Annotated in this window: 24 protein-coding genes and 1 tRNA gene; 18 read left to right on the top strand and 7 right to left on the bottom strand. The window is 55.7% G+C overall.

Translation table 11 applies throughout. The features are described from left to right. Window positions 1-3 precede the first annotated feature (3 nt). From QFX31_RS01255 to QFX31_RS01230, 6 genes are all read left to right on the top strand, one after another. The gene (locus QFX31_RS01255; RefSeq protein ID WP_348530330.1) at window positions 4-777 is read left to right on the top strand and encodes a translation initiation factor IF-2 subunit alpha; all 774 of its coding nucleotides are present in this window, start codon (window positions 4-6) and stop codon (window positions 775-777) included. Between the two features lie 2 nt (window positions 778-779). Beyond that, window positions 780-962: an RNA-protein complex protein Nop10 gene (locus QFX31_RS01250; RefSeq protein ID WP_348530329.1), complete on the top strand. Its 183-nt coding sequence runs from the start codon at window positions 780-782 to the stop codon at window positions 960-962. Next, window positions 959-1,726 (top strand): proteasome assembly chaperone family protein, encoded by a 768-nt coding sequence (locus tag QFX31_RS01245; RefSeq protein WP_348530328.1) that lies wholly within the window; start codon window positions 959-961, stop codon window positions 1,724-1,726. Before QFX31_RS01250 ends, QFX31_RS01245 begins: the two co-directional genes overlap by 4 nt. Continuing rightward, complete coding sequence (locus QFX31_RS01240; RefSeq protein WP_348530434.1) at window positions 1,707-3,038, top strand: TldD/PmbA family protein; 1,332 nt, start codon at window positions 1,707-1,709, stop codon at window positions 3,036-3,038. The genes QFX31_RS01245 and QFX31_RS01240 overlap by 20 nt, the downstream gene beginning before the upstream one ends. 65 nt (window positions 3,039-3,103) lie before the next feature. Continuing rightward, on the top strand, window positions 3,104-3,952 hold the full coding sequence (locus QFX31_RS01235; RefSeq protein ID WP_348530327.1) for a ribose-phosphate diphosphokinase: 849 nt from the start codon (window positions 3,104-3,106) through the stop codon (window positions 3,950-3,952). Continuing rightward, window positions 3,949-4,935 carry a cation diffusion facilitator family transporter gene (locus QFX31_RS01230; protein ID WP_348530326.1) on the top strand — a complete coding sequence of 329 codons (987 nt, stop codon included), beginning with the start codon at window positions 3,949-3,951 and terminating at the stop codon, window positions 4,933-4,935. The genes QFX31_RS01235 and QFX31_RS01230 overlap by 4 nt, the downstream gene beginning before the upstream one ends. A 60-nt stretch (window positions 4,936-4,995) precedes the next feature. Here QFX31_RS01230 and QFX31_RS01225 read toward each other — a convergent pair whose 3' ends face one another. Next, entirely contained in the window at window positions 4,996-5,934 is a 939-nt protein-coding gene (locus QFX31_RS01225; RefSeq protein WP_348530325.1) for a nucleoside recognition domain-containing protein, read from the bottom strand. A gap of 321 nt (window positions 5,935-6,255) precedes the next feature. Here QFX31_RS01225 and QFX31_RS01220 point away from each other — a divergent pair, with 321 nt between their 5' ends. The 3 genes from QFX31_RS01220 (at window position 6,256) to QFX31_RS01210 (ending at window position 8,942) form a co-directional block, all read left to right on the top strand. Continuing rightward, the gene (locus QFX31_RS01220) at window positions 6,256-7,485 is read left to right on the top strand and encodes a malic enzyme-like NAD(P)-binding protein (RefSeq protein ID WP_348530324.1); all 1,230 of its coding nucleotides are present in this window, start codon (window positions 6,256-6,258) and stop codon (window positions 7,483-7,485) included. A gap of 51 nt (window positions 7,486-7,536) precedes the next feature. Then, the gene (twy1, locus tag QFX31_RS01215; RefSeq protein ID WP_348530323.1) at window positions 7,537-8,463 is read left to right on the top strand and encodes a 4-demethylwyosine synthase TYW1; all 927 of its coding nucleotides are present in this window, start codon (window positions 7,537-7,539) and stop codon (window positions 8,461-8,463) included. Window positions 8,464-8,537: 74 nt separating this feature from the next. Then, on the top strand, window positions 8,538-8,942 hold the full coding sequence (locus QFX31_RS01210; protein ID WP_348530322.1) for a response regulator: 405 nt from the start codon (window positions 8,538-8,540) through the stop codon (window positions 8,940-8,942). Here the strand turns inward: QFX31_RS01210 and QFX31_RS01205 are convergent. Then, window positions 8,920-9,768 (bottom strand): deoxyribonuclease IV, encoded by an 849-nt coding sequence (locus QFX31_RS01205; RefSeq protein WP_348530321.1) that lies wholly within the window; start codon window positions 9,766-9,768, stop codon window positions 8,920-8,922. The genes QFX31_RS01210 and QFX31_RS01205 overlap by 23 nt on opposite strands. A 150-nt stretch (window positions 9,769-9,918) precedes the next feature. Continuing rightward, the gene (locus QFX31_RS01200; protein WP_348530433.1) at window positions 9,919-10,779 is read right to left on the bottom strand and encodes a phosphate ABC transporter substrate-binding protein; all 861 of its coding nucleotides are present in this window, start codon (window positions 10,777-10,779) and stop codon (window positions 9,919-9,921) included. Between the two features lie 375 nt (window positions 10,780-11,154). Between QFX31_RS01200 and QFX31_RS01195 the strand changes: the two genes are divergently transcribed. From QFX31_RS01195 to QFX31_RS01185, 3 genes are all read left to right on the top strand, one after another. After that, on the top strand, window positions 11,155-11,544 hold the full coding sequence (locus QFX31_RS01195) for an ArsR family transcriptional regulator (protein ID WP_297759059.1): 390 nt from the start codon (window positions 11,155-11,157) through the stop codon (window positions 11,542-11,544). 276 nt (window positions 11,545-11,820) lie between these two features. Continuing rightward, on the top strand, window positions 11,821-12,741 hold the full coding sequence (gene mmp11 / locus QFX31_RS01190) for a methanogenesis marker protein 11 (protein WP_348530320.1): 921 nt from the start codon (window positions 11,821-11,823) through the stop codon (window positions 12,739-12,741). Further along, on the top strand, window positions 12,738-14,231 hold the full coding sequence (locus QFX31_RS01185; protein ID WP_348530318.1) for a thiamine pyrophosphate-dependent enzyme: 1,494 nt from the start codon (window positions 12,738-12,740) through the stop codon (window positions 14,229-14,231). The genes mmp11 and QFX31_RS01185 overlap by 4 nt, the downstream gene beginning before the upstream one ends. A gap of 182 nt (window positions 14,232-14,413) precedes the next feature. Here the strand turns inward: QFX31_RS01185 and QFX31_RS01180 are convergent, their stop codons facing one another. Beyond that, window positions 14,414-15,061 (bottom strand): N-glycosylase/DNA lyase, encoded by a 648-nt coding sequence (locus QFX31_RS01180; RefSeq protein WP_348530317.1) that lies wholly within the window; start codon window positions 15,059-15,061, stop codon window positions 14,414-14,416. Window positions 15,062-15,125: 64 nt separating this feature from the next. Further along, window positions 15,126-16,292 (bottom strand): FprA family A-type flavoprotein, encoded by a 1,167-nt coding sequence (locus QFX31_RS01175; RefSeq protein ID WP_348530432.1) that lies wholly within the window; start codon window positions 16,290-16,292, stop codon window positions 15,126-15,128. A gap of 336 nt (window positions 16,293-16,628) precedes the next feature. Between QFX31_RS01175 and QFX31_RS01170 the strand changes: the two genes are divergently transcribed. Next, window positions 16,629-18,569, top strand: coding sequence for a NosD domain-containing protein (locus QFX31_RS01170; protein ID WP_348530316.1), 1,941 nt, complete (start codon window positions 16,629-16,631; stop codon window positions 18,567-18,569). A 338-nt stretch (window positions 18,570-18,907) separates the two neighbouring features. Here the strand turns inward: QFX31_RS01170 and QFX31_RS01165 are convergent, their stop codons facing one another. Beyond that, window positions 18,908-20,335, bottom strand: coding sequence for an MFS transporter (locus tag QFX31_RS01165; RefSeq protein ID WP_348530315.1), 1,428 nt, complete (start codon window positions 20,333-20,335; stop codon window positions 18,908-18,910). Between the two features lie 194 nt (window positions 20,336-20,529). Here QFX31_RS01165 and QFX31_RS01160 point away from each other — a divergent pair, with 194 nt between their 5' ends. The 4 genes from QFX31_RS01160 (at window position 20,530) to QFX31_RS01145 (ending at window position 24,143) form a co-directional block, all read left to right on the top strand. Continuing rightward, the gene (locus QFX31_RS01160) at window positions 20,530-21,753 is read left to right on the top strand and encodes an ArgE/DapE family deacylase (RefSeq protein WP_348530314.1); all 1,224 of its coding nucleotides are present in this window, start codon (window positions 20,530-20,532) and stop codon (window positions 21,751-21,753) included. A gap of 20 nt (window positions 21,754-21,773) precedes the next feature. Next, entirely contained in the window at window positions 21,774-22,169 is a 396-nt protein-coding gene (mobB, locus tag QFX31_RS01155) for a molybdopterin-guanine dinucleotide biosynthesis protein B (RefSeq protein WP_348530431.1), read from the top strand. Window positions 22,170-22,390: 221 nt separating this feature from the next. Next, the gene (locus QFX31_RS01150) at window positions 22,391-23,362 is read left to right on the top strand and encodes an ABC transporter substrate-binding protein (protein ID WP_348530430.1); all 972 of its coding nucleotides are present in this window, start codon (window positions 22,391-22,393) and stop codon (window positions 23,360-23,362) included. 61 nt (window positions 23,363-23,423) lie between these two features. Next, window positions 23,424-24,143 (top strand): ABC transporter permease, encoded by a 720-nt coding sequence (locus QFX31_RS01145; RefSeq protein ID WP_348530429.1) that lies wholly within the window; start codon window positions 23,424-23,426, stop codon window positions 24,141-24,143. Window positions 24,144-24,472: 329 nt separating this feature from the next. Here QFX31_RS01145 and QFX31_RS01140 read toward each other — a convergent pair. After that, window positions 24,473-24,550 (bottom strand) — tRNA-Glu (locus QFX31_RS01140). A gap of 359 nt (window positions 24,551-24,909) precedes the next feature. Between QFX31_RS01140 and QFX31_RS01135 the strand changes: the two genes are divergently transcribed. Then, on the top strand, window positions 24,910-25,815 hold a 906-nt coding region (locus tag QFX31_RS01135; protein WP_348530313.1), incomplete at its 3' end, for a potassium transporter TrkG.

The following is a 25,815-nucleotide window of genomic DNA, read 5'->3' as shown; positions in this document are numbered from 1 at the left end:
TGAATGCAGCGCGAAGGTTGGCCGGAGCCTGGGGATCTGGTTGTATGCACCGTTGATCAGGTCCTGGATTTTGGTGCGTTCGTCACGCTGGATGAGTATGTCGATAGAAAGGGATTCATCCACATCTCAGAGGTGGCGAGCGGCTGGATCAAGTACATCCGCGATCACGTCAGGGAGGGGCAGAAGATCGTCTGCAAGGTCCTGAATGTCGATAAATCGAAGCATCACATCGATCTCTCCCTGAAGGACGTCAACGAGCACCAGCGGAGGGAGAAGATCCAGGCTTGGAAGGCCGACCTCAAGGCCTGGAAATGGCTTCAGATGGCGTATGAGGGGCGGGAGGAGGATCTGAAGCGCGTCAAGGATACGCTGATGAAAAACTACAGCAGCCTGTACGGGGCCCTGGAGGAGGCCGCGATGAGCGGCGAGGAGAGCCTCTCCGAGAGTGGCCTCACAGAGGAGGACATAAAGATAATCTCCCGCCTAGCAAAGGAGAACGTCAAGATACCGACGGTCGAGATCTCCGGATATGTGGATCTTAGATCCTTCGCGCCGGATGGTGTGGAGATCATCAAAAAGGCTCTGAAGCAGGCAAAGCGTATACGGGACAAGGATGCGACGCTCGAGATAAGGTACGTCGGCGCGCCGAGGTACAGGATAAAGGTGATCGCCCCCGATTACAAGCATGCTGAGGCTGCCCTGAAAAAGTCGGCACAGGCTGCGATAAAGTACATTGAGCAGCACGGTGGAGAGGGCGCATTCGTGAGAGAGGCCTAGCATTGGTCAGATCAAAGATACTGAGATGCGAGCGGTGCAGGCTCTACACCCTCAAGGAGACCTGCCCGAGATGTGGATCCCGCACAAGCGGCACGAAGCCGGCCAGGTTCTCGCCTGAGGACCGGTACGGCAGGTACCGGCGTGCTCTGTTCTCCGAAAGCGGGCGTGAAGAGGGAAAAACATGAAGAAGACTCTTGTTCGAAGGCTCAAGGAAGTATCTCTTGATAGCCCCATTCTGGTGGAGGGCCTGCCCGGGGTCGGGCACGTTGGAAAGCTTGTCGCTGAGCATCTCATAGAGGAGCTCAAAGCTGAGAAGATCATCGAGATATACTCGCCGCACTTCCCTCCGCAGGTCCTTGTCCAGGCCGATGGCACAGTCCGGCAGGTCAGGAACGAGATCTACGCATACAAGGGTGCTGACGGAGAGCCGGATCTGCTGATCCTTGTGGGAGATTACCAGAGCGCCACGAATGAGGGGCATTACGAGCTCACCGGAATATTTCTTGACATAGCAGAGGAGTTCGGCGTCCGGAGGATTTACACACTCGGGGGCTACGGGACAGGCCAGTTCGTGGAGCCGCAGGTGATCGGAGCAACGAACCGGCCGGAGCTTGTTGAGGAAATGAAGGGGCTGGGGGTGGTCTTCCACGAGAACGAGCCTGGCGGAGGGATCATCGGGGTCAGCGGTCTCCTTGTGGGGCTTGGCGGCCTGAGGGGCATCGATGCCATCTGTCTCATGGGCACCACGAGCGGGTATCTGGTTGATCCGAAGTCTGCGCATGCTGTCCTCAAGATACTCTGCAGGGCGCTCGGGATCGAGGTCAGCATGCAGGCGCTCGAGGAGCGGGCGGGCGAGATGGAGCGGATAGTGAGCAAGCTCCAGGAGATGGAGAGGGCACAGGTACCTTACGAGAGCGGGGGCGAGGAGGATCTCAGGTACATCGGATGATCTGAGAACAGCTGCGGAGAGGCTGCTCGAGAAGGCTCTGCGCCTGGGGGCTGATGAGGCCGAGGTCTTCGGGGTCTGGAGCAGGAACCTGACGCTCGAGCTCAGGAGGGAGAAAGTGGAGAGCGTCAGCGAGAGCGTTCTCAGGGGACTGGGGCTGCGCGCTGTTATCGATGGCGGCGTTGGTTTTTCAAGCACATCAGATCTGAGCAGGATCGATGATGTTGCTAAAGCTGCGGTGAGCGCTGCCCGCATCCTCGGGCCGGACAGCCTCTGGAAGGGTCTCCCAGGAAGATCGCCGGTCACCCCTGTGGAGGGCGTCTTCGACAGGAGGATCGCAGAGGTCCAGGCGGATGCGCTGCTGGAGATCGCGGAGGAGCTTCTCAGCGGATGCAGTTCTGTTGAGGGGGTCGAGCCGGTATCAGGCGGCATATCATGCACGCACAGCCTGGAGATCCTGATCAACTCCAGAGGTGTTGACCTCTCTGATGAGGGCACATCGATACATATCGCACTGGAGACGATCACCAGAAAGGGCTCTGAGGTTGCGACCGGGAGCGAGTTCGATAACTCGCGCAGTTTCAGCGTAAATGCAAGAGCTGTGGGTGAGAGAGCCGCGGATCTCGCAAGACGCTCTATTGATGGCATATCTATAAAGACCGATACCTACGATGTTGTGCTCTCGCCGGTTGCGTTTGCGGAGATCCTTGAAAACACGCTTGCTCCGTCGGTCTCCGCAGAGAACGTCCAGAAGGGAAGGTCAGCGCTTGCCGGCATGCTGGGCAAGAGCATAGCCGATCCCAGGATACAGCTGATTGATGATGGAGCGCTCCCCGCGGGCATGGGGAGCTCTGCGTTCGACGGAGAGGGTGTACCATCACAGAGAAATGTGCTCCTTGAGGACGGAATCCTGAGGTGCTACCTCTATGATACCTACACAGCCGGAAAGGAGGGGAGGGCGAGCACAGGAAACTCCGTCAGATCAGGCTACTCGGAGATGCCCAGGATCGGGATCCGAAACCTGATCGTATCCTCAAAGGAGCCTGTGGATGTGCTGGAGGGTGTGCACGAGGGCGTTCTTGTGAACAGCGTGATAGGGGCGCACACCGCAAACCCCATATCCGGAGACTTCTCAGTTGAGGCAAGAAACGCATTTCGCATCCGCGCCGGTGAGGTCGCAGAGCCTGTTCGATCTGCCATGATCGCAGGGAACATATTCGACCTCATGAAGCATATGGATGTCGGAGGAGACGCGAGAGCTGTCGGCCCGATCCTGACTCCATTCGTCAGGGTGCGGATGAGAGTGGTGTGCTGACACCGGCCAGGTGGTCATACCCGCTATCACCGGGGTTCGCTGCACCTGCGCCGTGGGAGGTTATCATGATCATAGGAGGTCCATCTTCGCAGCTGCTCGCCGGGCGGGTCGCCTCGATCCTCGGTGAGAGGGTGGCGCTCTGCGAGTACAGGACGTTCCCGGATGGGGAAGCATACACGCAGCTCCAGTCCGAGATCGATGATGATGTTGTTGTCATACAGAGCACCCCGTCGGACAGGGATATCGTTTATCTTCTCCAGCTCCTCGATATAGTCAGAGGAAGGAATGTGACGCTGGTCATACCCTACTTCGGGTACGCAAGGCAGGACAAGATATTCAAGCCCGGGGAGCCGCTGACCGCGAGGGCGATCGCAGGCGCCCTGAACCCGTTCCTTGATGCCGGCTCCAGGGTCTTCACGGTGAACATTCACGCGCAGTCTGTGCTCTCGCACTTCAGGTGCAGAGCAGAGAGCCTGGATGCGACTCCTCTTCTCGCAGAGGAGATCCGCAGGCTCGATCTGAGGGATCCTGTTGTGATCTCGCCGGACAAAGGCGCGATAGCGATGGCATCCAGGGCATCTGAGATCCTTGGATGCGAGTTCGATCATCTGGAGAAGACCAGACACAGCGGCACAGAGGTCTCGATCGCGCCGAAGGAGATCGATGTCAGGGGCAGGGATGTCGTGATAATGGATGACATGATAGCGACAGGAGGCACGATGGCCACTGCGATCTCGATGCTCCGCAGGCAGGGCGCTCAGAGCGTTCATCTGGCAGCGGTCCATCCTGTGCTCACTGGGAACGCGCTCTTAAAGCTCTATCACGCCGGCGTTGACAGGGTCATAGCCACAGACACGCTCGATCGCGGGGTGAGCACCGTCTCTGTAGCGCCGCTGATCGCCGGAGCGAAATGATTAGCAGAGCAGAGGTAAAGGGAAGGGCGGCCAGGCTCTCCGTTGTAGCCTGCACATTTCTTGTGGCCCTCAAGCTGGCCGTCGGGCTGATGATCGGCTCGGTCTCGATCATCTCGGAGGCCGCACACTCTGCAGTGGATCTCATCGCAGCCCTCATGGCATATCTCTCCGTCAGGATCGCCGGCAGGCCTGCGGACGATGACCATCCCTTCGGCCACGGGAAGGTCGAGAACATCTCAGGCACCGTGGAGGCGCTGCTGATCTTTCTCGCCGCCTACTGGATACTCTCCGAGGCCTGGTCGAAGATCATGAACCCCACGGAGATCGAGACGGTGTGGCTCGGCGCTGGCGTCATGCTCGTCTCTGCGATTGTAAACACACTCGTCTCCCGCAGGCTTTTCTCTGTAGGACGTGAAACTGAGTCTGTTGCCCTCCAGGCGGACGCGTGGCATCTTCGAACCGATGTATACACATCCCTGGGCGTGATGCTGGGGCTCGTGGCTATCTGGATGGGCGAGAGAATATCCATGGACCTGAGGATTCTGGATCCGCTTGCCGCAATCTTAGTATCCCTGCTGATCCTGAAGGCTGCTCTCCATCTCACAATCGCCTCTGCGCGCGATCTCCTCGACTCGAGCCTGCCTGAGGATGAGAAGACCCTCATAAAGGAGAAGATCGTCTCCATGAAGCCGGACGTTCGTGGCTTTCACGCCTTCAGAACTAGGCGCTCCGGCTCGTACAGGTTTGCTGAGTTCCACATCCTGGTGGACTCGGACATGACTGTTGAGGAATCGCATCAGCTGACAGATATGCTCACCAGGGCCATACGCGAGCAGTACCCGTGCTCTTTCGTCACAATACATGTGGAGCCGTGCAGGCTTTGCTGTGACCCGGGATGTGTTGAGGGATGCATCCTGAGCGAGGATGAGAGAAGAGAGATCGAGGGGTCTGCACGTGGGATGAGAGCGGTCAGTGCCGACTGATCGAAGAACAGAATGACGCAGACTCCGGTCTCCAGGCCGGCGAGGATGTCACGAACAAGATCATCCGATGCTCAGAAGCGCCAGCAGGAAGATGGCGCGCACCATGACGCTCAGGCCTGTTGATATCGTGACGATCATGAGGCCGACCCGAGCGCCGAATATCGCGGTGTAGTTCGGCACCATGCTCTTCATGGCGAAGATCGGGAGCATGAAGATGCTGCCAAGCATGAGCACGGTCGCTGCCTGTATCTCTGTCAGGGAACCGCTCTGGATCATCGGGCTGAGCAGGGATATCCCGATGAGCGGGCTCGCGACGTATGTCGTAAGGGGCACTATAGCCTCAGGGGAGAGGCCGAATGTCTGGGCTATCGGGAGAACACTCAGCCTCTCGAAGAATCCATGATCGTTCAGCGAGAGGACCAGCAGAGTCATGGTCATGTATGTTATGGAGATCCTGGCGAAAGGCCTCATCTGTGTGCGAAGGATCTTCAGCGTGGCCTCAATCGGGTTCCCGTTTCTTTCTGGTGGCTGCCAGTGGATCTCCGCACCGTTTCTCCCTCTCAGCATCAGCCTGCCGAGCACTATCACTATGATGATCTTGACGATTGCCGTTGTTATGAACACGCCAGCATAGAAAACACCGACCACCGGTCCCAGAAGCGGGACAACCACCGGTATCTGGTATGTGAGTATCTCTCGGATGTACACAGGTATGCTGTTCATCATTGCGCATAGCACTGTCTCGCGGTCGTCGAGGGCGCCACGCATCTTGAACTCTGCGATCATCGAGTTTGCTGCGACCGCTGAGCCGAGAGAGACCAGGAAAGATGATGCGGATATCGGTGGCAGGTTCGCCATGGACACGAGCGGTTTTGATAGGACTGAGAGTCGATCGAGAATGCCAAGCTCCATGAGCATGCCCGCTAGAAACAGCCCGAGGAATATGGTCACCAGCACAGGTATCGCGGTGTCCAGAGCTCTGAGCAGCAGGTCGAGCATCCCAGGTTTCTCTTAAAGTGATCGTAGATCAAATTGCTGGTCGGGCTTTTGCATATGAGTGTGACCCGGAGCCATACCTTGTTGTTTGCCCACAATGTGCACTCGAACCATGGGATCGACACTATGTTGGCTCCCAGAACTCGGTATTCTGCCACTGGATACCAGTTCCAGCGCACATGACGCAGTGTCACCCCTGTGGATGAAAAATGGTCCGCATTCAATGACCATTTTCGTACCAATTTCCGGTAAATCTAACCCCCGGCCCTGGCACCATCAGAATTCACAGCAATATTTATCTCAAATGCATCCAGATGCCCAGCGATGTCGCTTCAAGATGATGCTCTCAGGTACCACAGGATGGGCAAGATTGCCATCTGCAGCAGAGTCGTTTTGAAAGATGCTGACGATCTCAGCCTCGCCTACACACCCGGTGTGGCAGAGCCGTCCCTCGCGATAAGCAGGAACCCGGATGATGTGTATCTTTACACATCGAAGGGAAACATGGTGGCGGTCGTCACAGACGGCACCGCGGTTCTGGGACTCGGTGACATAGGTCCGCTGGCGGCGATACCCGTCATGGAGGGCAAGGCGCTTCTATTCAAGAGGCTTGCGGGTATCGATGCATTTCCGATCGCTCTGAGCACCACAGATCCATCAGAGATCGTGGAGACCGTGGTGAGGATCTCTCCGGTCTTCGGCGGCATAAACCTGGAGGATATCAGCGCGCCGAGGTGCTTTGAGATAGAAAATGAGCTCAAGAAGATGCTGGACATTCCCGTATTCCATGACGACCAGCATGGAACCGCCGTTGTTGCGGTTGCAGCCCTCATAAACGCGCTGAAGCTCGTCGGCAAGAGCTTTGAGGAGATATCGGTCGCTGTATCAGGAGCCGGTGCCGCAGGGGTCGCTGTGACGAAGTTTCTCCTGGACTTCGGCGTCAGGGACATCAGGGTCTGCGACCGGAAGGGCATAATCCATAGAGAGCGGGAAGATCTCAGCCCCATAAAGAGAATGCTGGCCGAGCTCACGAATCCAGGAGGAATGACCGGCTCACTGAGAGATGCGATGAGGGGCGCGGATGTCTTCATAGGGCTCTCTGCCGGTGGAATAGTCACCAGGGATATGGTCGAGGGTATGGCAAGGGATCCGATAGTGTTTGCAATGGCCAATCCCGTGCCTGAGATAATGCCTGACGAGGCGAAGAGGGCGGGCGCCAGGATAGTCGCCACCGGAAGGTCCGACTATCCAAACCAGGTGAACAACGCTCTCGGCTTCCCGGGCATATTCCGCGGCGCGCTAGATGTCAGGGCCAGCGATATAAACGAGAGCATGAAGAAGGCTGCCGCCATGGCCATAGCGTCCCTGGTGGATCAGATCGGTGAGGACCGCATAATCCCATCCCCATTGGATCAAAGAGTTGTTCCTGCGGTGGCAGAGGCGGTGGCAGAGGCCGCAATTGAGAGCGGCGTGGCGCGCGTGCCTCTCGACCCCTCGGAGGTGAGGGCTCATACGGTAGAGCTTGTATCGAAGGAGTGGGGTCGATCGCTGTAGTGATAACTCAGATAGTATTTAGAATCAGGACAGCGAGTGATCTGAAGAGATATGCGCGAGCTGAACGGAGACGGTATGGATCCCGCGGTGCTTGAGCGACAGGGTTACCATCTTGTGGGAGAGGGCGCTGTGAAACCCTGCCTGTGGCTGAAGAGAAGTCTTAGAGGAGGGGAGCAGTGCTACAAGCATCACTTCTACGGGATTGAGAGCCATCGGTGCGTGCAGATGACGCCGGTGCTCCACTGCAACCACCTCTGCCTCCACTGCTGGCGGCCTGTGGATGAGGCGATCCCACTGCCTGAGAGGTGGACCGAGCCGGAGGATCTTCTCGAGCAGGTGCTCAGGGAGCAGCGGAGGATACTCTCAGGCTACTGGGGCTCTGATCTCGTCGACCGCGCGAGGCTCCACGAGGCGTCCACACCAAAACATGTGGCGATATCGCTCATGGGGGAGCCCACATTCTACCCGCATCTCAGAGGACTGATCAAGGCAATAAAGGCGAAGGGTATGACATCCTTCCTGGTCACAAACGGCACCAATCCGGATGCTCTGGACGATCTGGAGCCGACACAGCTTTACATCAGCCTGAACGCCCCAGACGAGGATACCTACAGGAAGGTCTCTGGTGGAAGATACTGGGGTCGCATCCTGGAGAGCCTCTCCATAATGCACGATCTGAGGTGCAGGACCGTGATCAGGATCACGCTCGTAAGAGGCTTGAACATGTTTGCTCCTGAGGCATACGCCAAACTTCTGGATGACGCAGAGCCGGACTTCATAGAGGTCAAGGCCTACATGCATCTCGGCAGATCAAGATACAGGTTACAGAGAGACGCGATGCCATCACATGAGGAGGTCGTGAGCTTCGCATCAGAGCTCTCCGAATCCATCGGATACTCCCTGGAGGATCAGGTGAGCCTCAGCAGGGTTGCGCTTTTATCGAGAGGAGATATCCATAGAAAACTAGATAAACCCTGAGGTGAAGGACCAAGGGCCTGCTAAAAAGATTCAGAAAGCTCAGGTGCAGTATGGGCTCAAGAAGTGCTTGCGTTATGGTTGAAGATACAAGAAAGCTCAGGATACTCCTTGTGGAGGACAACCCGGAGGATGTTTTCCTCACAAGAAAGGTTCTGAGGAAGAGCGGTCTCGATGGAGACATGCAGATCACAGGAGACGGCGCGGAGGCTCTGCGCATTCTTGAGGATATGTTCAGAGCGGGAGAGCACCTTCCGGATCTGATTCTTCTCGACATCAACCTGCCGGACATGGGCGGCATGACGGTGCTGAAGAGCATCAAGGGCGATGCGCGTTTCTCCAGGATACCTGTGGTGATGCTGACATGCTCCAACGCGGATTCTGACATCCAGCGGAGCTACGACCTTGGAGCGAGCACATATCTCGTTAAGCCGGTCTCAAGGGACGCGATGATGCTGGTCATGAGGGCCCTCTTCGGCTGAGTCCACGGACAACCTCCAGGTTCCCGCGGTCGTCCCTCCTATCATCGACAGGCGTCTCCATTATCATGGGGAGCTCTCTCAGACGGCGATCGTTTATCACAGCTGCGAACCCGTTCAGTCCGATCTTCCCCATGCCGATATGCTCGTGCCTGTCCAGGCCGGATCCGAGATCGCCCACGGAATCGTTGAGATGGATCAGCACGAGATTTTTCAGTCCAGCAGTGTGGTCAAATGCCCTTAGAGTTTCATCCAGGCTTTTCTCATCTCTGAGATCGTAGCCAGCAGCGAATACATGGCATGTATCCAGACAGATGCCGAGGAGATCGGAGCCAGCCCTCTCCAGGACATCTGCGATATCCTCGAACCTGCCACCGATGCTGTTCCTCGATCCGGATGTGGTCTCAAGCAGGATCTTCGTGCCATCTGAATTAGAGAGGGCAGCCTCGATCGCGCTGACTATGCGAGATATGCCAGAATCCCTTCCAGATCCAAGGTGGCTTCCCATGTGCGTTACCAGATACGGAATCCCCAGGGCGCTGCATCTCACAAGCTCATCCCTCAGCGCCTGTACGGATCTGGAGTAAACGCTCTCTTTTGGGGAGGATAGATTCGGAAGATACGGCATGTGACCAACCACAGGCCATATTCCCGAGCTGCTGAGCTGGCTTTTAAAAGATTCTATGATGTCCTCTGAAAGCCTCTTCTTGCGCCATCCTCTCGGATTCGATGTGAATATCTGATATGTCTCGCAGCCCAGCTCGACCGCCCTTCCCACAGAGAGGTGCAGGCCACCAGCTATCGATATATGCACTCCAAATCTCGCCAAGCTACCATCCCCGGAGCATTCTGGCATCCCATAATTTTACAGATGATCCGTTTCGTGCTTCCTCCATCCGCAACATGCTCTGCTCAGGGAGAGTTATCGTGTATAACCGATATCTCCGTAAGTCACCCCTTTATCCTCAGGTGATTCAGCTCATGGCGGTATGAATCCGTTCATCTCCGCTATCCTGCGGCCCTCCGGGCCGAGAACGAAGTCTATGAATGTCCTCGCTCCGGCGGTCGGCTCGCCGAATGTGTAGAAGTACAGCTTCCTCGCGAGCGTGTAGTTTCCGCTCCTTATGTTGTCCATAGTTGGATGAATACCATTCAGAGCTACTGGCATAACCCCGCCGGCCCTGACGTAGCTGTATCCCAGGTAGCCTATGGCCCTGTCGCTCCCGACTATCGCGGTCTTGACCTCCGAGCTGTCCATGGCCTCGATGCTCACGCCTGGCGTCTCAGCAGCCGCGGATCCCATGATGATCTCATTGAATGTGTCCCTAGTACCGGAGCCCGCCTTCCTTCCAACCACCATGATCTCTCTATCAGGCCCTCCGACGGACTTCCAGTTTCTTATCTCCCCGGAATATATCCTTCTGACATCTGTCGATGTGAGGCTCTGCACACCGCTGTTATATATCTGCGGGCTCACGACTATTATTATCGCATCGTATCCGACCACAATCTCCCGGAACTTGCGGTCAGGCCGCTCGTAACGCGCCCTTTCCGAGGGCTTAATCTCCCTGGAGGACATTGCTATATCCGCTCTTCCCTCGGCAGCGTCGATTATCCCCACTCCGGATCCGCCAGCTGTGACGGTCACCATGTACTCCCTGCACATGAAGTTGAACTCCTCGGCGCAGAGCTCTGCGAGGGGCATGACGGTGGTGGATCCGGATACTCGAACCCGCCCCACACCGTCTGATGGAATGGCGAGCAGGATGAGCATGAGGATGAGCATGCTGACTGAAACCACTGACTTAGAGGCCACCATTGCAGTCACTCTCACCAGCATCATATATAACTGCGACGTCCAGCAGGATCGTCCGGCTGCGGTCGCATGGGGTGATCGCAGACAAATCGCATCCTCTTACGGTTGCCTGGCGACCGGGCGATGAACAAAACAGGAAGGTGGCGTTCGTAAGCAATCGAATGCGATAGCATCTCCTGGCATAATCAGAACGCTCCACAGACATGCCGAGATTTGATCGTATGTTATGTATTCATGAAAGCTCAAAAATTCATTCTCAAGTGGCTGCGCATATGCTGTTTACTATTAATATCATGTACCAAAGTATCAAAGATTGATTAGAATTATTTAACAGAAATAAACTATTTATAGTATAAACTCCACCTTACATCCTGAAGGGTACAATCTTGAGGGAGTAGCATGAAGGAGTCATATGTGATGAAGTTCGACTCTAGGGATATGCAGGTGGTCGAGATCCTTCGGAGCTTGGGGGTTCCAAGAAAGGTCTCGAACATGCTTGCTTACCTGGCAAACGTGGAGGAGGCCACGTCTCGAGACATCGAGAGGGGATCTGATCTGAGGCAGCCAGAGGTGAGCATAGCCCTGCGGACCCTGAGAAAGCACAACTGGATCGAGGAGAGCGTGCGCAGGAACGACGGCACAGGCAGGCCGGTGAAGGTTTACAGGCTCAGAGCATCGATAGACGAGATACTGAAGTACTACGAGGAGGAGAAGCTCAAGGAGGCGAACAGAGCCATGGAGCGGATACAGAAGCTCAGAGCCCTGCTCAGCCAGAGCGGATCCTCGTGAACAATGATCCGCCATCCCCCTGCCCGTGGAGATTCACCGGCTGAGAGCAGTGTGATAGAGAATAAACAGGGCGCAAACTCCGGTCTTCAGGCCGGACAGAAAGTCACTTTCTGAGCTGTGCCGCTGATTGTACGCTGCTGGAGATGCTCTCGTCCAGCGGAGCTTTTTTATGGGGGTGAGCCATCACTCCCATTGATGTATTTGGATATTGGGTTCGATTTGCTGGATCTTTTATGATTGCAGATGAGCTCTTTCGTGGTTACATGATCTGGAGAGGTGCTTCGGGTGGTCCTCGATCTGGATGATCCCTATGTAGTGGCATACAGGCAGATCCATGCCATATCCAGCCCGTCCGGGGAGATGGTGGAGATACTTGAGAGGTCCAGCTGCTATGGCGGCTCTGCGTGGGCCAGGTATCACTACAGCAAGGGCCCTCTTGTTGTCTCCTCAAGAAACCTCGGCGAGTGGTTCAGGTATCTTGTCAGAACGGGAGAGGTGGATCTTGATCTCATATCCTCCAGGAGATCTGCTGGCATCTCTTCTGTATTCGTGAAGGGCGATGAGGTCGAGATAACCTACACCGGCCTCGGCGGAGGTGGAGTCGGTGCGACATTCACAAGGGCGAGGGCTGGAGACGTGATAAGGTCGAGAACCACAGAGGCCGGCGGGGGGAGGGTGGCGACTGGGACCATAGTTGTCCCGAGAAGGGAGCGCCTGGTGATAGGGGTTGACAACACAGACTCGAAGACCACAGGGGCGACATGGTCTCTTGTGCACAACATCGCAGAGAAGGTTGATAGATACGAGGCCAGGTACATCTCCCACTCGCTGGTCCAGCTCTTCCCTGTGCCCACGAAGACCCAGAACTGCGTCTCGACCGCGGTGGAGTTCGCCTGCATCCCCGGAAGGGAGAGGGAGATGGTCGAGGATTTCAGGAAGCTTCTTGAGAGATACACGGTCTCTGATGAGACGGGAATGGTGGTGTGCAGAAGCTTTGACCCCTCCATGCTGCTTGAATACGCAAAGCGGTGCAGGCTGCAAAGGGTGAGCTATGAGGACGCTCTGAACGCTGCGAGGAGCGCGGGGCTGGAGATCGTGATGGACGGGCAGGGCCTCATCGGCGCGGTCGCTGCGGTTCCGTACTTTGCAGAATCTGATAGATCTGTTGTGCCGGAGTGGCTATGCGAGGAGCGTTGAAGCAGATACATCAGGCCCTGAGGGATGTGGGCGTGGGTTACGTGGCATATGTGCCAGGCTATCCGGTAACAGATCTCGCTCAGTCCCTAGGCGCAGAGATCGCTGTGAACGAGAAGGTCGCATTCGAGTGCGCACTGGGGGCGTCCGCCACCGGCGTCAGATCTCTGGTCATCGTGAAGCAGCTGGGCATGAACATACTCGCTGATCCGCTTGTCATCTCCGCGACCCACACCACCGGTGCTGGTATCGTGGTCCTGGTCGGCGACGATCTCGGCCCGAGGGGCTCGCAGGTCGAGATGGACAGCAGGTACTACGGCCCGCTGACAGAGCTGCCGGTTCTCGATCCATCAGCTCAAGATCTCTACAGAGCTGTTACCGAGGCATTCCGGGTATCAGAGGAGCTATCCATACCTGCAATATTAAGAATCACATCAGATGTGCTGGAGGACTCAAGCACTGAGCCAGCTACCGGGCAGAATATACCTGCATCTCTCCAGCAGACGCCCAGGCGCTTCGACCGATCCATCTGGGATCTGACAGCAAAGGGGCGCCACCAGAGGCACCTTGTGAGGGTTCTACCGGCTCTGAGCGAGGCCTCTGAGTCATCAACCCGCATAAAGCTACGCGGGGATACGGGCGTGATAGCCTCTGGCTCTGTGGTTCCGCTGGCGGAGGCTGTCTGCGAGGAGACCGGATCGTCGCTGCTGGCCACGCTCTACTCCCATCCGCTTCCCATGAGGGCTATCGAGCGGTTCCTGCGCATGCACCGGCTCGTCCTTGTGGCAGAGGGCCCGGCGCCGTTCATGGAGTCTCATCTGAAAGACGTGCGCGGGCGGCTTACAGGCCATCTGCCGTATGGATCCATCAAAGAAAAGGATCTCAGAACTGCGATCAGCCTGATCCACATCTCCGATCTGAGAGGAAGCATGGAGATGGAGACCGCTGCCGGCCGTCCCGCAAGGAGATCCATCTGTCAGGGGTGTCCGTTTATGCCCCTCTACGCTGTTCTCTCAAGGATGTATCTCCCGATCGCGGGTGATGCGGGATGCACGATACTCTCCCTGAGGATGGGGGCCGTGGACATGGTCTACGGCCTCGGCTCATCGATCGGAGTCGCATCTGGCTTCAGGGAGAAGGGGATCGCGATCGTTGGGGATTACGCGCTCGCTCACACCGGCCTTCAGGGACTGATCAATGCGATCTGGCACAGAAAGAATGTGCTTGTGGGCGTGATCTGGAACCGCGTCGCTGCAATGACCGGCTTCCAGGAGGTCTTCGATCTCGAGCCTATCCTCAAAGCTCTTGTTCCCTGGCTGAGGGTTGTGGAGATGCCAGCACCGGAGCAGGAGATCGAGCGGATTCTCAGAGAGGAGCTCAGGTCCCCGGGAGTATCGCTTGTGATATTCAAGGGCAGGTGCAGCCGATCGATCAGTCCGCAGGATGCGAATGAGTCGACAGGTGAACATGATGTCTATGTGCATCCCTCCTGATCTGCCGTCAGGCAAAGCGAAACAAATGCGGCGATTGATCGGCAAATAGCCGATCCCCAAATTTTACATGCAGGCCTGCGCTGGTTTCATGTTCAGGATAAAATTCGGGAACTATTGGCTGATATGACCCAGGTTTCATGAGGCATTAGCATCGCACAATAATTCATGTGCGCAGCTGGATTTTACTTGAACACCTCCCCAGCACCCATGTACCACAGGACCATATCGAGATGCGACATCGGTATGCTGATGCTGCGCGCGAAATCCGCCATCGCTGCCTCTATCTTGAGATACCTGCTCCTGCTCATCGATTTCGGGATGTCCGGTATAACTCCAAACCGGACCAGGCTCTTCAGGATGTGCCTGTCGAGTATTGCCAGATCCCTGCCAAGGCCGATGTTCCTCAGGAAGTGGCTCGCCTCCTTGTATCCCATCCCCTTCACGTTTCCGACGAGCCATTCGCGCGTCTGTAATGGATTCTTGGGATCCACGTGAGATCTCACCGAGAGCCTTCCATCCACTGTGAACAGCTTCCTAGCCATGCATATGTACTCTGCCTTCCTGCGGCTGAACCTGACTCCTCTCAGCTCCCTCTGTATCTCACCATGAGCTGGACAGCGGAGCTTTCCCATCGATGATAGTCTCTCGACTGCTGCCCAGCATGATCTTGCTCTCGACTGTGGCGTCAGGAGACAGAAGACCAGCTCCTCGAAGAGCCTATCCTCATCGGCATTCAGCCAGAGCTGATCGAACTCCTTCAGCCTGGCCTCTATGACATCCTCCAGCTCACCGTGCAGCTCCTTCAGCTGCTCGATCTCGTGTGTGGTCATGGTGCAACCATCTCGTTGTGATCGCCGGCGTCAAATCTGGGTGCTCAGCATATGGCTCAGGAGCTCAGAGCAGCCCGATTTCCCTGTGCCTCCGCAGGATCTCATCTGCAAGCCGCTCGATCGCCCTGAGATCGTCATCCTTTGGATATCCCTTAACTATGACAGGCTCAATGATCTCCATCTTCAGGTTTGGCATGAGCGATCTCATCTCCTCAACGATCCTTGCCCCCCATCCATAGGATCCGATTATCGATGCGAACCTCGCCTTCGGCCTCAGCGCATTCGCCAGGATGGCAGCGTATGAGATCAGAGGATGCGGCCTTGTTATGAACGCAGGAGTCCCGAAGACTATGGTGGCAGCGTCCACAAGCGATGCTGCAAGCGCGCCGGTATCGGTCTTCGTGAGATCGAACCGTCTTACTGAGACACCTCGATCGATCAGCGCATCTACCAGATGGGTCACCATCTTCTCCGTGGAGCCGTGCATCGATACAAACGGGACCACGACCAGATTCTTCACATCATCAGATGTCCAATCTGAATATGCATTCATCACGATATCTGGCCTGTTGTGTAACGGGCCGTGGCTCGGCGCGATGATCTCTGGTGCCAGCGCTCTGACACGCTCGAGATGCCTCCTCGCGTTAGCCCTGAATGGCATCATTATCTCAGCGTAGTACCTCTTTGCGCTCTCATGATTCCATGCGAAGAGATCGCTGGTCGCGAGATGTGCGCCTAGAAAGTCGCATGTGAAGAGCACTCTCCTCTCCCGGAGATACGTGAACATTGTATCAGGCCAGTGGACCCATGGCGCGCTTATGAACTCAAGTGTCATATCTCCCAGGGAGAGTGTCTCGCCATCGCTCACAGAGCGCAGGTGATCCTTTGAGGCGATGCCAAAGTCGAGAAGAAGCTCGATGCACTTCTGCGATCCGAGAACTGTGGAACCGTACCTCTCGATCAGGAACTTTATCGCGCCGGAGTGGTCCTGCTCCGCATGCTGGGAGATTATGTAATCGATGTGATCAACATGTAGCACCTGGAGGTTCTCAAGCAGCACGTCCTTCTTGCTGGGATCAACCGCATCTATCAGCACGGTCTTTTCGCTGCCTTTTACTAGATACGAGTTGTAGCTGGTGCCCTCCGGCAGTGGTATGAGCGCATCGAAGAGCCGCCTGTCCCAGTCGATCGCGCCCACCTGGAAGACGTTCTTACATATCTCTCGGATCATGTCCAACCCGACCTTTAATTGAAGGTAGCACTCATCCAACTTAACATTAGCCATTGGGAGTGGACACCTGGGGATTAGGAACGTGTTTGATGTGATCTTGCGTTCGAGATCGATCGCATGTGGCAGAGAATAACAGGGTGCAAGCTCCGGCCTTCAGGCCGGAGAGGAAGTCACCACTCGCATGCTCATATTGTCCTTATGCTGCGGACCTGTTGCCTGCCAGGCAAGTTGATTCGATCCTGCGGCCTGGCTTTTCAGATGCGAAATGGACGCCCTGTCACTCATCGGTGCACCGATACTCTTTATACCTGTAAATCCTCCCCGTAACCTATGCACATGCGATACGCACCTTGTCTTCTTGTGCTCCTTCTGATCACAACAGCAGAAGCGGAAACCATTGTGGTAACGCCCGGCAGCAGCATCCAGGCAGCTATAAACTCAGCATCATCCGGAGACACAGTAGAGATTCAGGGTGGCATATACTCGGAGAGAATAGCGGTGGATAAGAGCCTGATCATAAGAGGCAACACCACATCCGGGTATCCTGAGGTGAACGCAGGCGGATCCGGAACGGCTGTCACGATCTCTGGAAGCGATGTTGTGATCACTGGGATCAGGGCGACCGGCTCGGGGATGGCCTCGATGGACGCGGGGATACTCGTAACGGGAAAGAACAACCGCGTGATTGACTGCCAGGTCTCAGGCAACAGATACGGGATAGTGCTCTCTTTCGCGGAGGGCTGCACGCTTGAGAACATACTGGCTGAGGCAAGCAGCGAGGCGGGAATACTCCTCGACAACTCCACGGGCAATAACATCATCAGAAGCAGGCTGGAGAACAACATCCGCGGCATAAGACTGGTATCATCTGAGTCGAACACTATAAGAGAAAACAGCATATCGAATACCACCCTTGAAGCCATCTCTGTGGAGAGATCAAGCAACAGGAATCTCATCTCCGATAATATAATCAGATTCAACCAGATAGGCGTCTTTTTGGAGACCTCCAGAGGGAACAACATAACCAGGAACCTCGCCAGCAACAACAGCATAGGGATAAAAATAGCAAACCGCAATGACACGGAATCCATCCGTCCCATTGAGAATCCGGGCAAGTACGGTGGCGTCTCGATAAAGTACAAGCCGAACAGCGATATCGAGAGCTACGACGTCAGGGACAAGGATCTGAGCGCGTACACGACCAACACAATCTACAACAACACGCTCATCGACAACGAGGTGAACGCCATCGACGATGGGAACAACCAGTGGGACAACGGCATACTCGGGAACCACTACAGCGATTTCGATGAGCCCGAGGAGGGGTGCAGGGACAGAAACCGCGATGGTATGTGCGATTCTGCTCACGAGATCGAAGGCGGGATGTCCACAGACAGGCATCCGCTCTCGCCGAAGGATCCGATGAAGGCGAGGTTCATGTCAAAGAAGAACGGCGCGTACCTCGGCCTGGACAGGATGGTCTTCATGCCCGGTGAGAGGATAGATCTCAGGCTCTCTGTTCCTGAGAACATCACCGCCTGGATAGGAATACTGCCTGCCGGCGAGCCCCATGGCGCTCCCGACAGGGCGAAGGCAATATCCTACACCACCGCGAACAGCACTCTGAGGGAAATAACACTCGAGGCTCCTAGGATGGTGGGATCCTACGAGATACGGATGTATTCCACGGAGGAGCTGGTATCTCTCCCGATAAGCGTTGAGATCCCTGAGGTTCATATCGCACCTGCAGAGGTGAAGGCATGCGAGCCGATCAACGTGACTTACTCAGGGGCTCCGGGCTACGAGGGTGACTGGATAGGGATGTTCTCTGTGGGTGCAGGCGATCGCTCGCCGCTTTCCAGAAAGTACCTCGATGGGAGCACAAACGGCTCGTTTGTGCTGTACACGCCAAGCACACCTGGAACATACAACGTGCGGATGTTCGCGGATGATGGCTACAGGCTTCTAGCTATCAGCGACTCTGTCACGGTGAAGCCGAACGCAGGAGTGAGGATAGTGGCTGAGCCGGAGACGGTCTCTCCAGGCCAGGCGATATACGTGCACTTCTGGGGTGCGATGCCTGACAGCGTCATAGGGATGTATGGGGTCACGAGGCCGGACAAGTTCTGGATAAACATGCAGCCGACCGGCGGCCCGTCATGCGGGACCCTGACATTCAGGGCTCCATACGGCAAGGGCAACTACGACTTCAGGCTCTTCGAGAACAACGTCTACAGGAAGCACATGGGCGCCAGCAACGTCGTGCGGGTGGTGTAGAGGCGATGTCCTCGCCTCCGCATTCACTTTTTACGCAAGCCTTGCTCAAACAGCCAGCAGCCATACATGGATTTCATGACGGGTCTGGATCACCGAGGCGCTGAGATCACAGATCGCAGTTCATTGCTGATGCAGTTTCGAGGCGACTCAGCTGCATCAAACATGCTGGTGTGCGGCGAAGCTCACAGCAGAACAGATCATTTACCATGAAAGCACGACATGGAGGGTTGACCTTCCTTGTCGGGTTGTTTGGACGAAACCAACCCGCATCTCAAACGCTTTCATCCTTTTGGCACGCCTCTAATGTCGCATGCAGCGTTTCAAAGAGCGTCATGAATTCACAGATCCTCTCCACTTCCACGCGCTGCAGAGCCGCTGCGAAGCTCTCCCCTGGCCAGAGACGCGAATATGCCTATGAAGCAGAGCACAGAGAATATCGCAAAGGCGATCCTGCAGCTCTCCATGAGGCTGGAATAGGTATCAGGGGTTATCTCGACCCTTCCGATATATATGGCGAAGATCACCATCGCCAGGCTCATGCTTAGCATCTGGCCCAGAAGACGCATTGTTCCGAGCGTCGCTGATGCTATCCCGTAGTACTTTCTATCAACAGAGCTCATTATCGCGTTTGTGTTTGGCGACGTGAAGAGGGCCAGCCCGAATCCGAGGAGGAGAAGCACAGCGCCGATGAGCCACACCGGTGTCCGCTCGTCGAGAAACACAAACGGCAGAATGCCTAGCAGCGTTATGATCATGCCAGCAGAGGCGACAAGCCTCGGCTCCATCCTGTCGGAGAGCCTGCCGGCAAAGGGGGAGAAGATCGTCATCATCAGCGGCTGTGCAAGGAGCACCAGGCCCGCGCTTCTGGGATCCAGACCCTTTATGTACTGCAGGTAAAGGCTCAGGAGGAACCCTGTCGCGAAGGTCGCGCTGTAGTTTATCAGCGCCGCGAGGTTCGAGAAGGCGAAGATACGGTTGGATGTGAAGAGATCGACCTCGAGAACAGGGCTCTCGGCTCTCATCTCCAGATACAGGAACAGGATCAGCCCGGCCAATCCAGCGGCTGCCACAAAACGACCGGCGCTGGAGGGGAGCAGCGACATGCCATACACGAGGGCCATGATGGATATGGCGTAGACGAGAGATCCAGCAAGGTCGAACCGCTCGCCCCGCGCATCAGCCCACTCCCCCCTCAGCTTCAGAATCAGCAGTGCAAGCGCCAGAGCTCCGAGAGGAACCGTTGCTGTGAACAGGCTTCTCCAGCCCAGATACTGGGTGAGAATCCCGCCGAGGACGGGGCCAAGTGAGAGCCCGAGATAGACAGAGGCCGCATTGATCCCGATAACCCTGCCGCGCTTGCGGATAGGGAATACGCAGGTCAGTATCGCGACAGCGGTGCCGAAGATCATCGCAGCTCCGATTCCCTGAACGAATCTTGCGGCTATGATCATGCTGGCGGATCGAGAAGCGGGCGCGAGTATCGACGCCAGGGTGAAGAGCGCGATCCCGTAGCCGAAGATCCTCCTCCGCCCGTATATGTCGGCCAGACGCCCAAACGGGACCAGGAAGACAGCAGCAGCCAGAAGAAACGCGGTTGAGATCCAGCTGAGCATCACAGCATCCATCGAGAACTCACTGCTGATAGCTGGCAGCGCAATGTTTATGGATGAAGACATGAAGGCTGTGAGGAATGAGCCGATCACAGAGACAACAAGGGCGCAGCTCTGTAGGCGTTCTGTTTCGCTATCCTCTCGGCAGAGACTCATGCTGATACCTGCTCATGCGCCCATTTGCATCTGCAAGGATGTATTGCTTTCGGTAATGCGGATGTCATCAGATGAGACACCGTGCAGCTGTTAAGCAATACATAAATAAATTTCATTACGAATCGTCGCTGTTAAGATTGACCTCACCATCCCGCCGAGTTAAAACTTTAAACCGCGTTGGCATAGGGACACACATGAGCGCAGCTGACGAGATGTTCGACTCTGGATACATGCTGGATCTCCTCAGAGATCTCGTGGCCTTCAGGACTGTTGCACCACCTGGCAGCTTCTACCATGAGATAGTGGATTACCTTGTTCCGCTGCTCAGTGAGATGGGGTTTGCGACGAAGAAGCTTGTAATGCCTTCAGATGTCTTCGAGTCCAGATGCTCTGATCCCAGGCTCTCAGGGGACAGGGTCAATCTGATCGCAGATATGGATCTCGGCAGGCCAGAGTGGCTTGTGATATACACTCACCTCGATGTCGTGCCTCCTGGAGACGGCTGGTCCACAGATCCGTTCTCCCTGACGGTCAGTAACGGCAGAGCGTACGGCAGGGGCGTCTCGGACTCGAAGGGGGCTGTTGCAGCGCTGATCGCCTCCCTCAGAGGTATTCTGAGAAACAGAAAGCCGAAGTACAACCTTCGCCTGCTTCTGACCACTGACGAGGAGGTCGGTGGCTACTCCGGGCTGTGCTATCTCGCTGATTCCGGACTGGTCCGGGGAGACAAGATGCTCTGCATGGATGGGTTCTCTGATGATGTCGTGATAGGCTCGAACGGCATAATCACATGGGAGGTCACTGTGACAGGAAGAGCGGCGCACAGCGGATCCAGCTTTCTCGGAGACAATGCGATCGAGAAGTCGCTTCCCGTGATCGACGCGATACTCAAACACAAGCGTGAGGTCGAGAAGAAGAGATCCTCGCTTCCCGCAAGCTCTGTGCTGAGGGGTAAGGGTATAGATCGCATGATGGCGATACTGAACATAAACGTGATACATGGCGGCATAAAGGAGAACATCGTGCCTGACAGATGCGTCTTCCGTGGGGACAGGCGGGTGATTCCGGAGGAGAGGATGGAGGATGCGATGAATGAGCTTGAGGATATCGTCAAACGCTTCGGCCCGGATATCAGCATTAGAATGTGGCCGGGTTATCCTCCCATGAGGATAGATCCGGAGCACCCGTGGGTTCTTGAGGTGAGGGAGGCGGTGAGAAGAGCAACGGGATCAGAGCCGCATCTGTCGGGAGCACAGGGGAGCCTTGATCAGGCGTATGCGACAGAGGTCACAAAGATCCCTGCAGCGGTCTACGGTGTCGGGAGGCAGCTCGAGAGCAACGCGCATGGAATCGATGAGAACGTCAGGATCGAGGATCTCGTGAGCTACATGCGGTTCATCGGGGAGCTTCTTCTTTAGGTGATGATGGGTTGAAGGTAGTGGCTGTTGTCGGTCACCACAAATCAGGGAAGACCACGCTGATCGAGGCTCTCGTAAAAGCCCTCAAGAAGCATGGCCGCGTCGGGACTGTGAAGCACATGCCGGGGCACCATGTCGACCACGGCGACACGCACAGGCATCTCATGGCCGGAGCAGATGTTGTCGTTGGCATCGGGCTGGGTCAGATCGTGGTGACCCCAGACGGGAGCCTCGAGTCTGCTCTAGAGGAGATGAAAACCAGAGGTATCGATTTCGTCATACTCGAGGGGTTCAAGAGCAGCCGGTACCCGAAGATAGCCATCGGCGGGATAGATGTACCAAACAAGATATGCGATGTGCATGATGTGAGCGATTCCACTGTGAATCATCTGGTGAGAATGATTCTCTCGCTGTGATGCCGTCAGTGGCACATTCAGACGCAGATCTTCCATAGGATGCGTTTTTACACGATCCCTGATGATGTGCGTGGAGTTGCTCTGCCGGTTCACGCAGCAATTTTTCATTTTTGTATAAACATTATAGTGTTTTCTCCAAATCAGGAAACCTTTTTCCACTTTATGGAAAACACTTTATAGCGAGCGATCTCCTGAGTAGAGCGGTGAGGATATTGAGGTACATGCTTGTCTTACTGATCGTCGGGGTGGTGGTTGTGGCCTCGCTTGGCTGCATAACAAAAACACCCTCCGAGAACATAACACTCAGAATCGGCTACCAGCCGAGCACCCATCAGATAGCGGAGATGGTCGCGATGGAGAAGGGCTGGTGGCTCGAGGATCTCAGGCCTTTTGGAGTTACAGCAGTTGAGGAGTACGAGTTTCCATCAGGACCGCCAGAGATGCAGGCGATGCTGGCCGGCAGCCTGGACGTGGCCTATGTGGGCACTGCCCCGCCGATATCTGCGATCGCTGGAGGTCTCGATGCGAAGATAGTCGCCGGAGTCAACACCAACGGCTCTGCGCTTGCACTTGCTCCCGATAAGGAATACAGGGGCCCCCAGTCGCTGAAGGGCATGAGCATAGCGACGTTCCCGCCAGGCTCGATTCAGGATACAGTCCTCAAAAAGTGGCTGAAGGAGAACGGCGTCGATCCGTCTGAGGTGAAGGTGCTTCCGATGGGGCCGGGTGATGCTGTCACAGCGATTTTCGCCGGCCAGGTCGATGGCACATTCCTGCCAGAGCCATCGCCATCGGTGATTGAGATGGCAAACAAAGGGAAGGTCGTTGTGTACTCCGGAGAGATGTGGCCGAACCATGCCTGCTGCAGCCTGGTCGTCAGCGGCAAGCTCATCAGGGAGCATCCGGAGCTTGTTGAGCAGATCGTAAAGACGCACATCAAGGCCACAGAGTATGTGTACGAGCATCCTGAGGAGGCGGCCAGGATCTACGCCAACCGCACGAAGCAGGATCTGAGCGTTGTGGAGTATTCGATGAGGCACTGGGATGGCACCTGGATAAGCGATCCTCATGTGCAGATTCCATCGACGATGGAGTACGCCAGAGTCAACTACGAGCTGAAGTACATAAGCAGAATGCCATCTGAAGAGGAGCTCTTCGATGTGAGCTTCTACGAAAAGGCAAGGGGTGAGTGAGATAAGCAGCGGATCCGGTAAGCTCAGAAGGGAGTGGGCTCAGCCCCTCTCCCTCATAGGAATGCTGGCAGTGTGGCAGATCTCTGCCATGCTCGTGAACGACTCGCTTGTGCTTCCAAGCTTTCTCGATGTGGTGAGCGCCTTCAGCTCCAGCTGGGGGGACATATTGTTTCAGGATCTGCCTGTAAGTCTTCTGCACTTCTTCCTGGGGATATTCTCAGGCATGGTCATAGCAATGCCTCTTGGCATGGGCATGGGATGGTCCAGGTCACTGGACAGGATCGTTGATCCCATAGTGGAGGTGGTCAGGCCGATACCACCCCTGGCCTGGATACCATTCGCGATCGTCTGGTTCGGGCTCACACATGAATCGGCGGGATTCATAGTATTCGTGGGCGCTGTTTTCCCAATACTGATAAACACATATGTCGGGTTCAGGAACCTGCCCAGGGTCTATGTGGAATCTGCGATGGTCCTGGGAGCGACGAGGGACAGGGATCTGATACGGTATGTGGCGCTTCCCTATGCGCTCCCATCCATAGCCGCTGGAATAAGAATCGCGATGGGAATCGCCTGGATGTGTCTTGTTGCAGCCGAGATGTTCGGCGTCAGCACGAGCGGTCTCGGATACAGGATATGGTCCTACTACTATCTGCACAAGATGGATCATGTGCTGCTCTACATGATCGTTCTGGGCCTGCTCGGCCTCTTCATCGACAAGGCGTTCAGGGGCATAATCGAGGACCGGCTTCTCAGATGGCGGGTCGGGCTCACACAGTGAGCACGCACCTGCAAATTTTTAGGCACCTGTCCGCAGGCTGTCCAGGATCTTTATCGAGAATGTCCTGGCAGCCCGGATCCACAGCCAACCATGGCCGCCGGGCTGGCCGAATCCAGGATACCCTGCGAACTTGTGACTTGGCAATACCAGAAACAAGTAAGGGGTAGACTGCCTAAATATGGCGGAGGCTCATCCCGGTGATTCAGCGGACTGGTGATCTCGTAGAAAGAGACAGAGTCTAATGCCATTGATTGGAACTACCAGAATTCGCATATCCAACGATCCGACCGCATGAACCAACTACCACAACTGCAGCCCTGCCAGAAGAATGGTGCTCCGGTAGGGATTTGAACCCTAGTCGAAGGAGTGAGAGTCCTTCATGATTGGCCGAGCTACACTACCGGAGCGCGGAGCAATGGTAGTCCTTCAATCATTTAACCTTTTTGGCCGGATCTGTGCTTCAGGATACGGCTCGCAGGTTGTATGCTCAGATCATCGAACCCAGCAGCAAGTGACATCTAAGGATTTGTGATCTGCTGTGCTAGTCAGTGCTGATTCCTGAAATTCTATTCAGTGATTCAAGCACGCGAGCCAACTGGATGACAGGCTCCGTCTGGTGGACATGTGTTTGAGCTCTGCCTTTGATCATCACCTGATGCTGCAATGGTAAGCTATAAGATCAAGAACATGATATGTCCCAGGACCTGATGTGAGGTGCTGGAGCCGCTGGGATGGCTCCGGTAGCTCTGGATCAAGTGGCATCTGCATGAATGTAAAAGTCCTCCTGTACTCATTCGGGGACCTGCTCAGGATAATAGGCATACTTATGCTCTTTCCTGGCATGGTCGCAGCCTACTACAGAGAGCCTGAGGGCGTGGTGGCCTTCGCATTCACATCGATAATCGCGATGGGATCCAGCTCTTTTCTCAGAAGGCGCGGCGAGATGGGAGATCTCGGCATAAAGGATGGGTTCGCGCTGGTGGCATTCGGCTGGCTGGCCGCTGCGATGATAGGCGCGATACCATACATGCTGCTGGGGATGGGGCTCACAGACTCGCTCTTCGAATCGATGTCCGGATTCACCACGACCGGCGCATCTGTGCTCACTGAGAGCAACAGCGATGGGTACTGGATCATAGATGGAGAGCTGGCAAACCAGAGCATTGCATTCGCAGTTGCTGGAGCCGTCGAGTACCTCCTCTGGGCGACAACGAACACAACTGTATCTGCGATGCTACCCGAACAACCCACTTACTATGGCCTCCTCTTCTGGAGGTCTTTCTCCCAGTGGCTGGGCGGAATGGGCATCATCCTGCTGTTCGTCGCGATACTCCCCAGGCTCGGGGTTGCAGGCCGGCAGCTTTACAGGGCAGAGGTTCCGGGACCTGATAAGGAGTCGCTGAGGCCAAGGATAAGACAGACCGCAGAGCTGCTCTGGGGTATATACATCGCTCTATCCATCATCGAGGTCGTTCTCCTCAAAGTGGCCGGAATGCCGCTTTACGACGCCGTATGCAACACATTTGCCACGATGGCCACAGGCGGATTCTCTCCTCAGTCCATGAGCATCGAGGCTTACGGAAGCCCTGTGATCGAATACATAGTAGTTTTATTCATGTTCCTGGCAGGAGCAAACTTCGCGCTCCATTACAGGACAGTATACGAGGAGAGG

The organism is Methanothrix sp., from assembly GCF_030055635.1.
Classification (GTDB): Archaea; Halobacteriota; Methanosarcinia; order Methanotrichales; family Methanotrichaceae; genus Methanothrix_B.
This window is presented reverse-complemented; position numbering and strand designations above follow the sequence as displayed.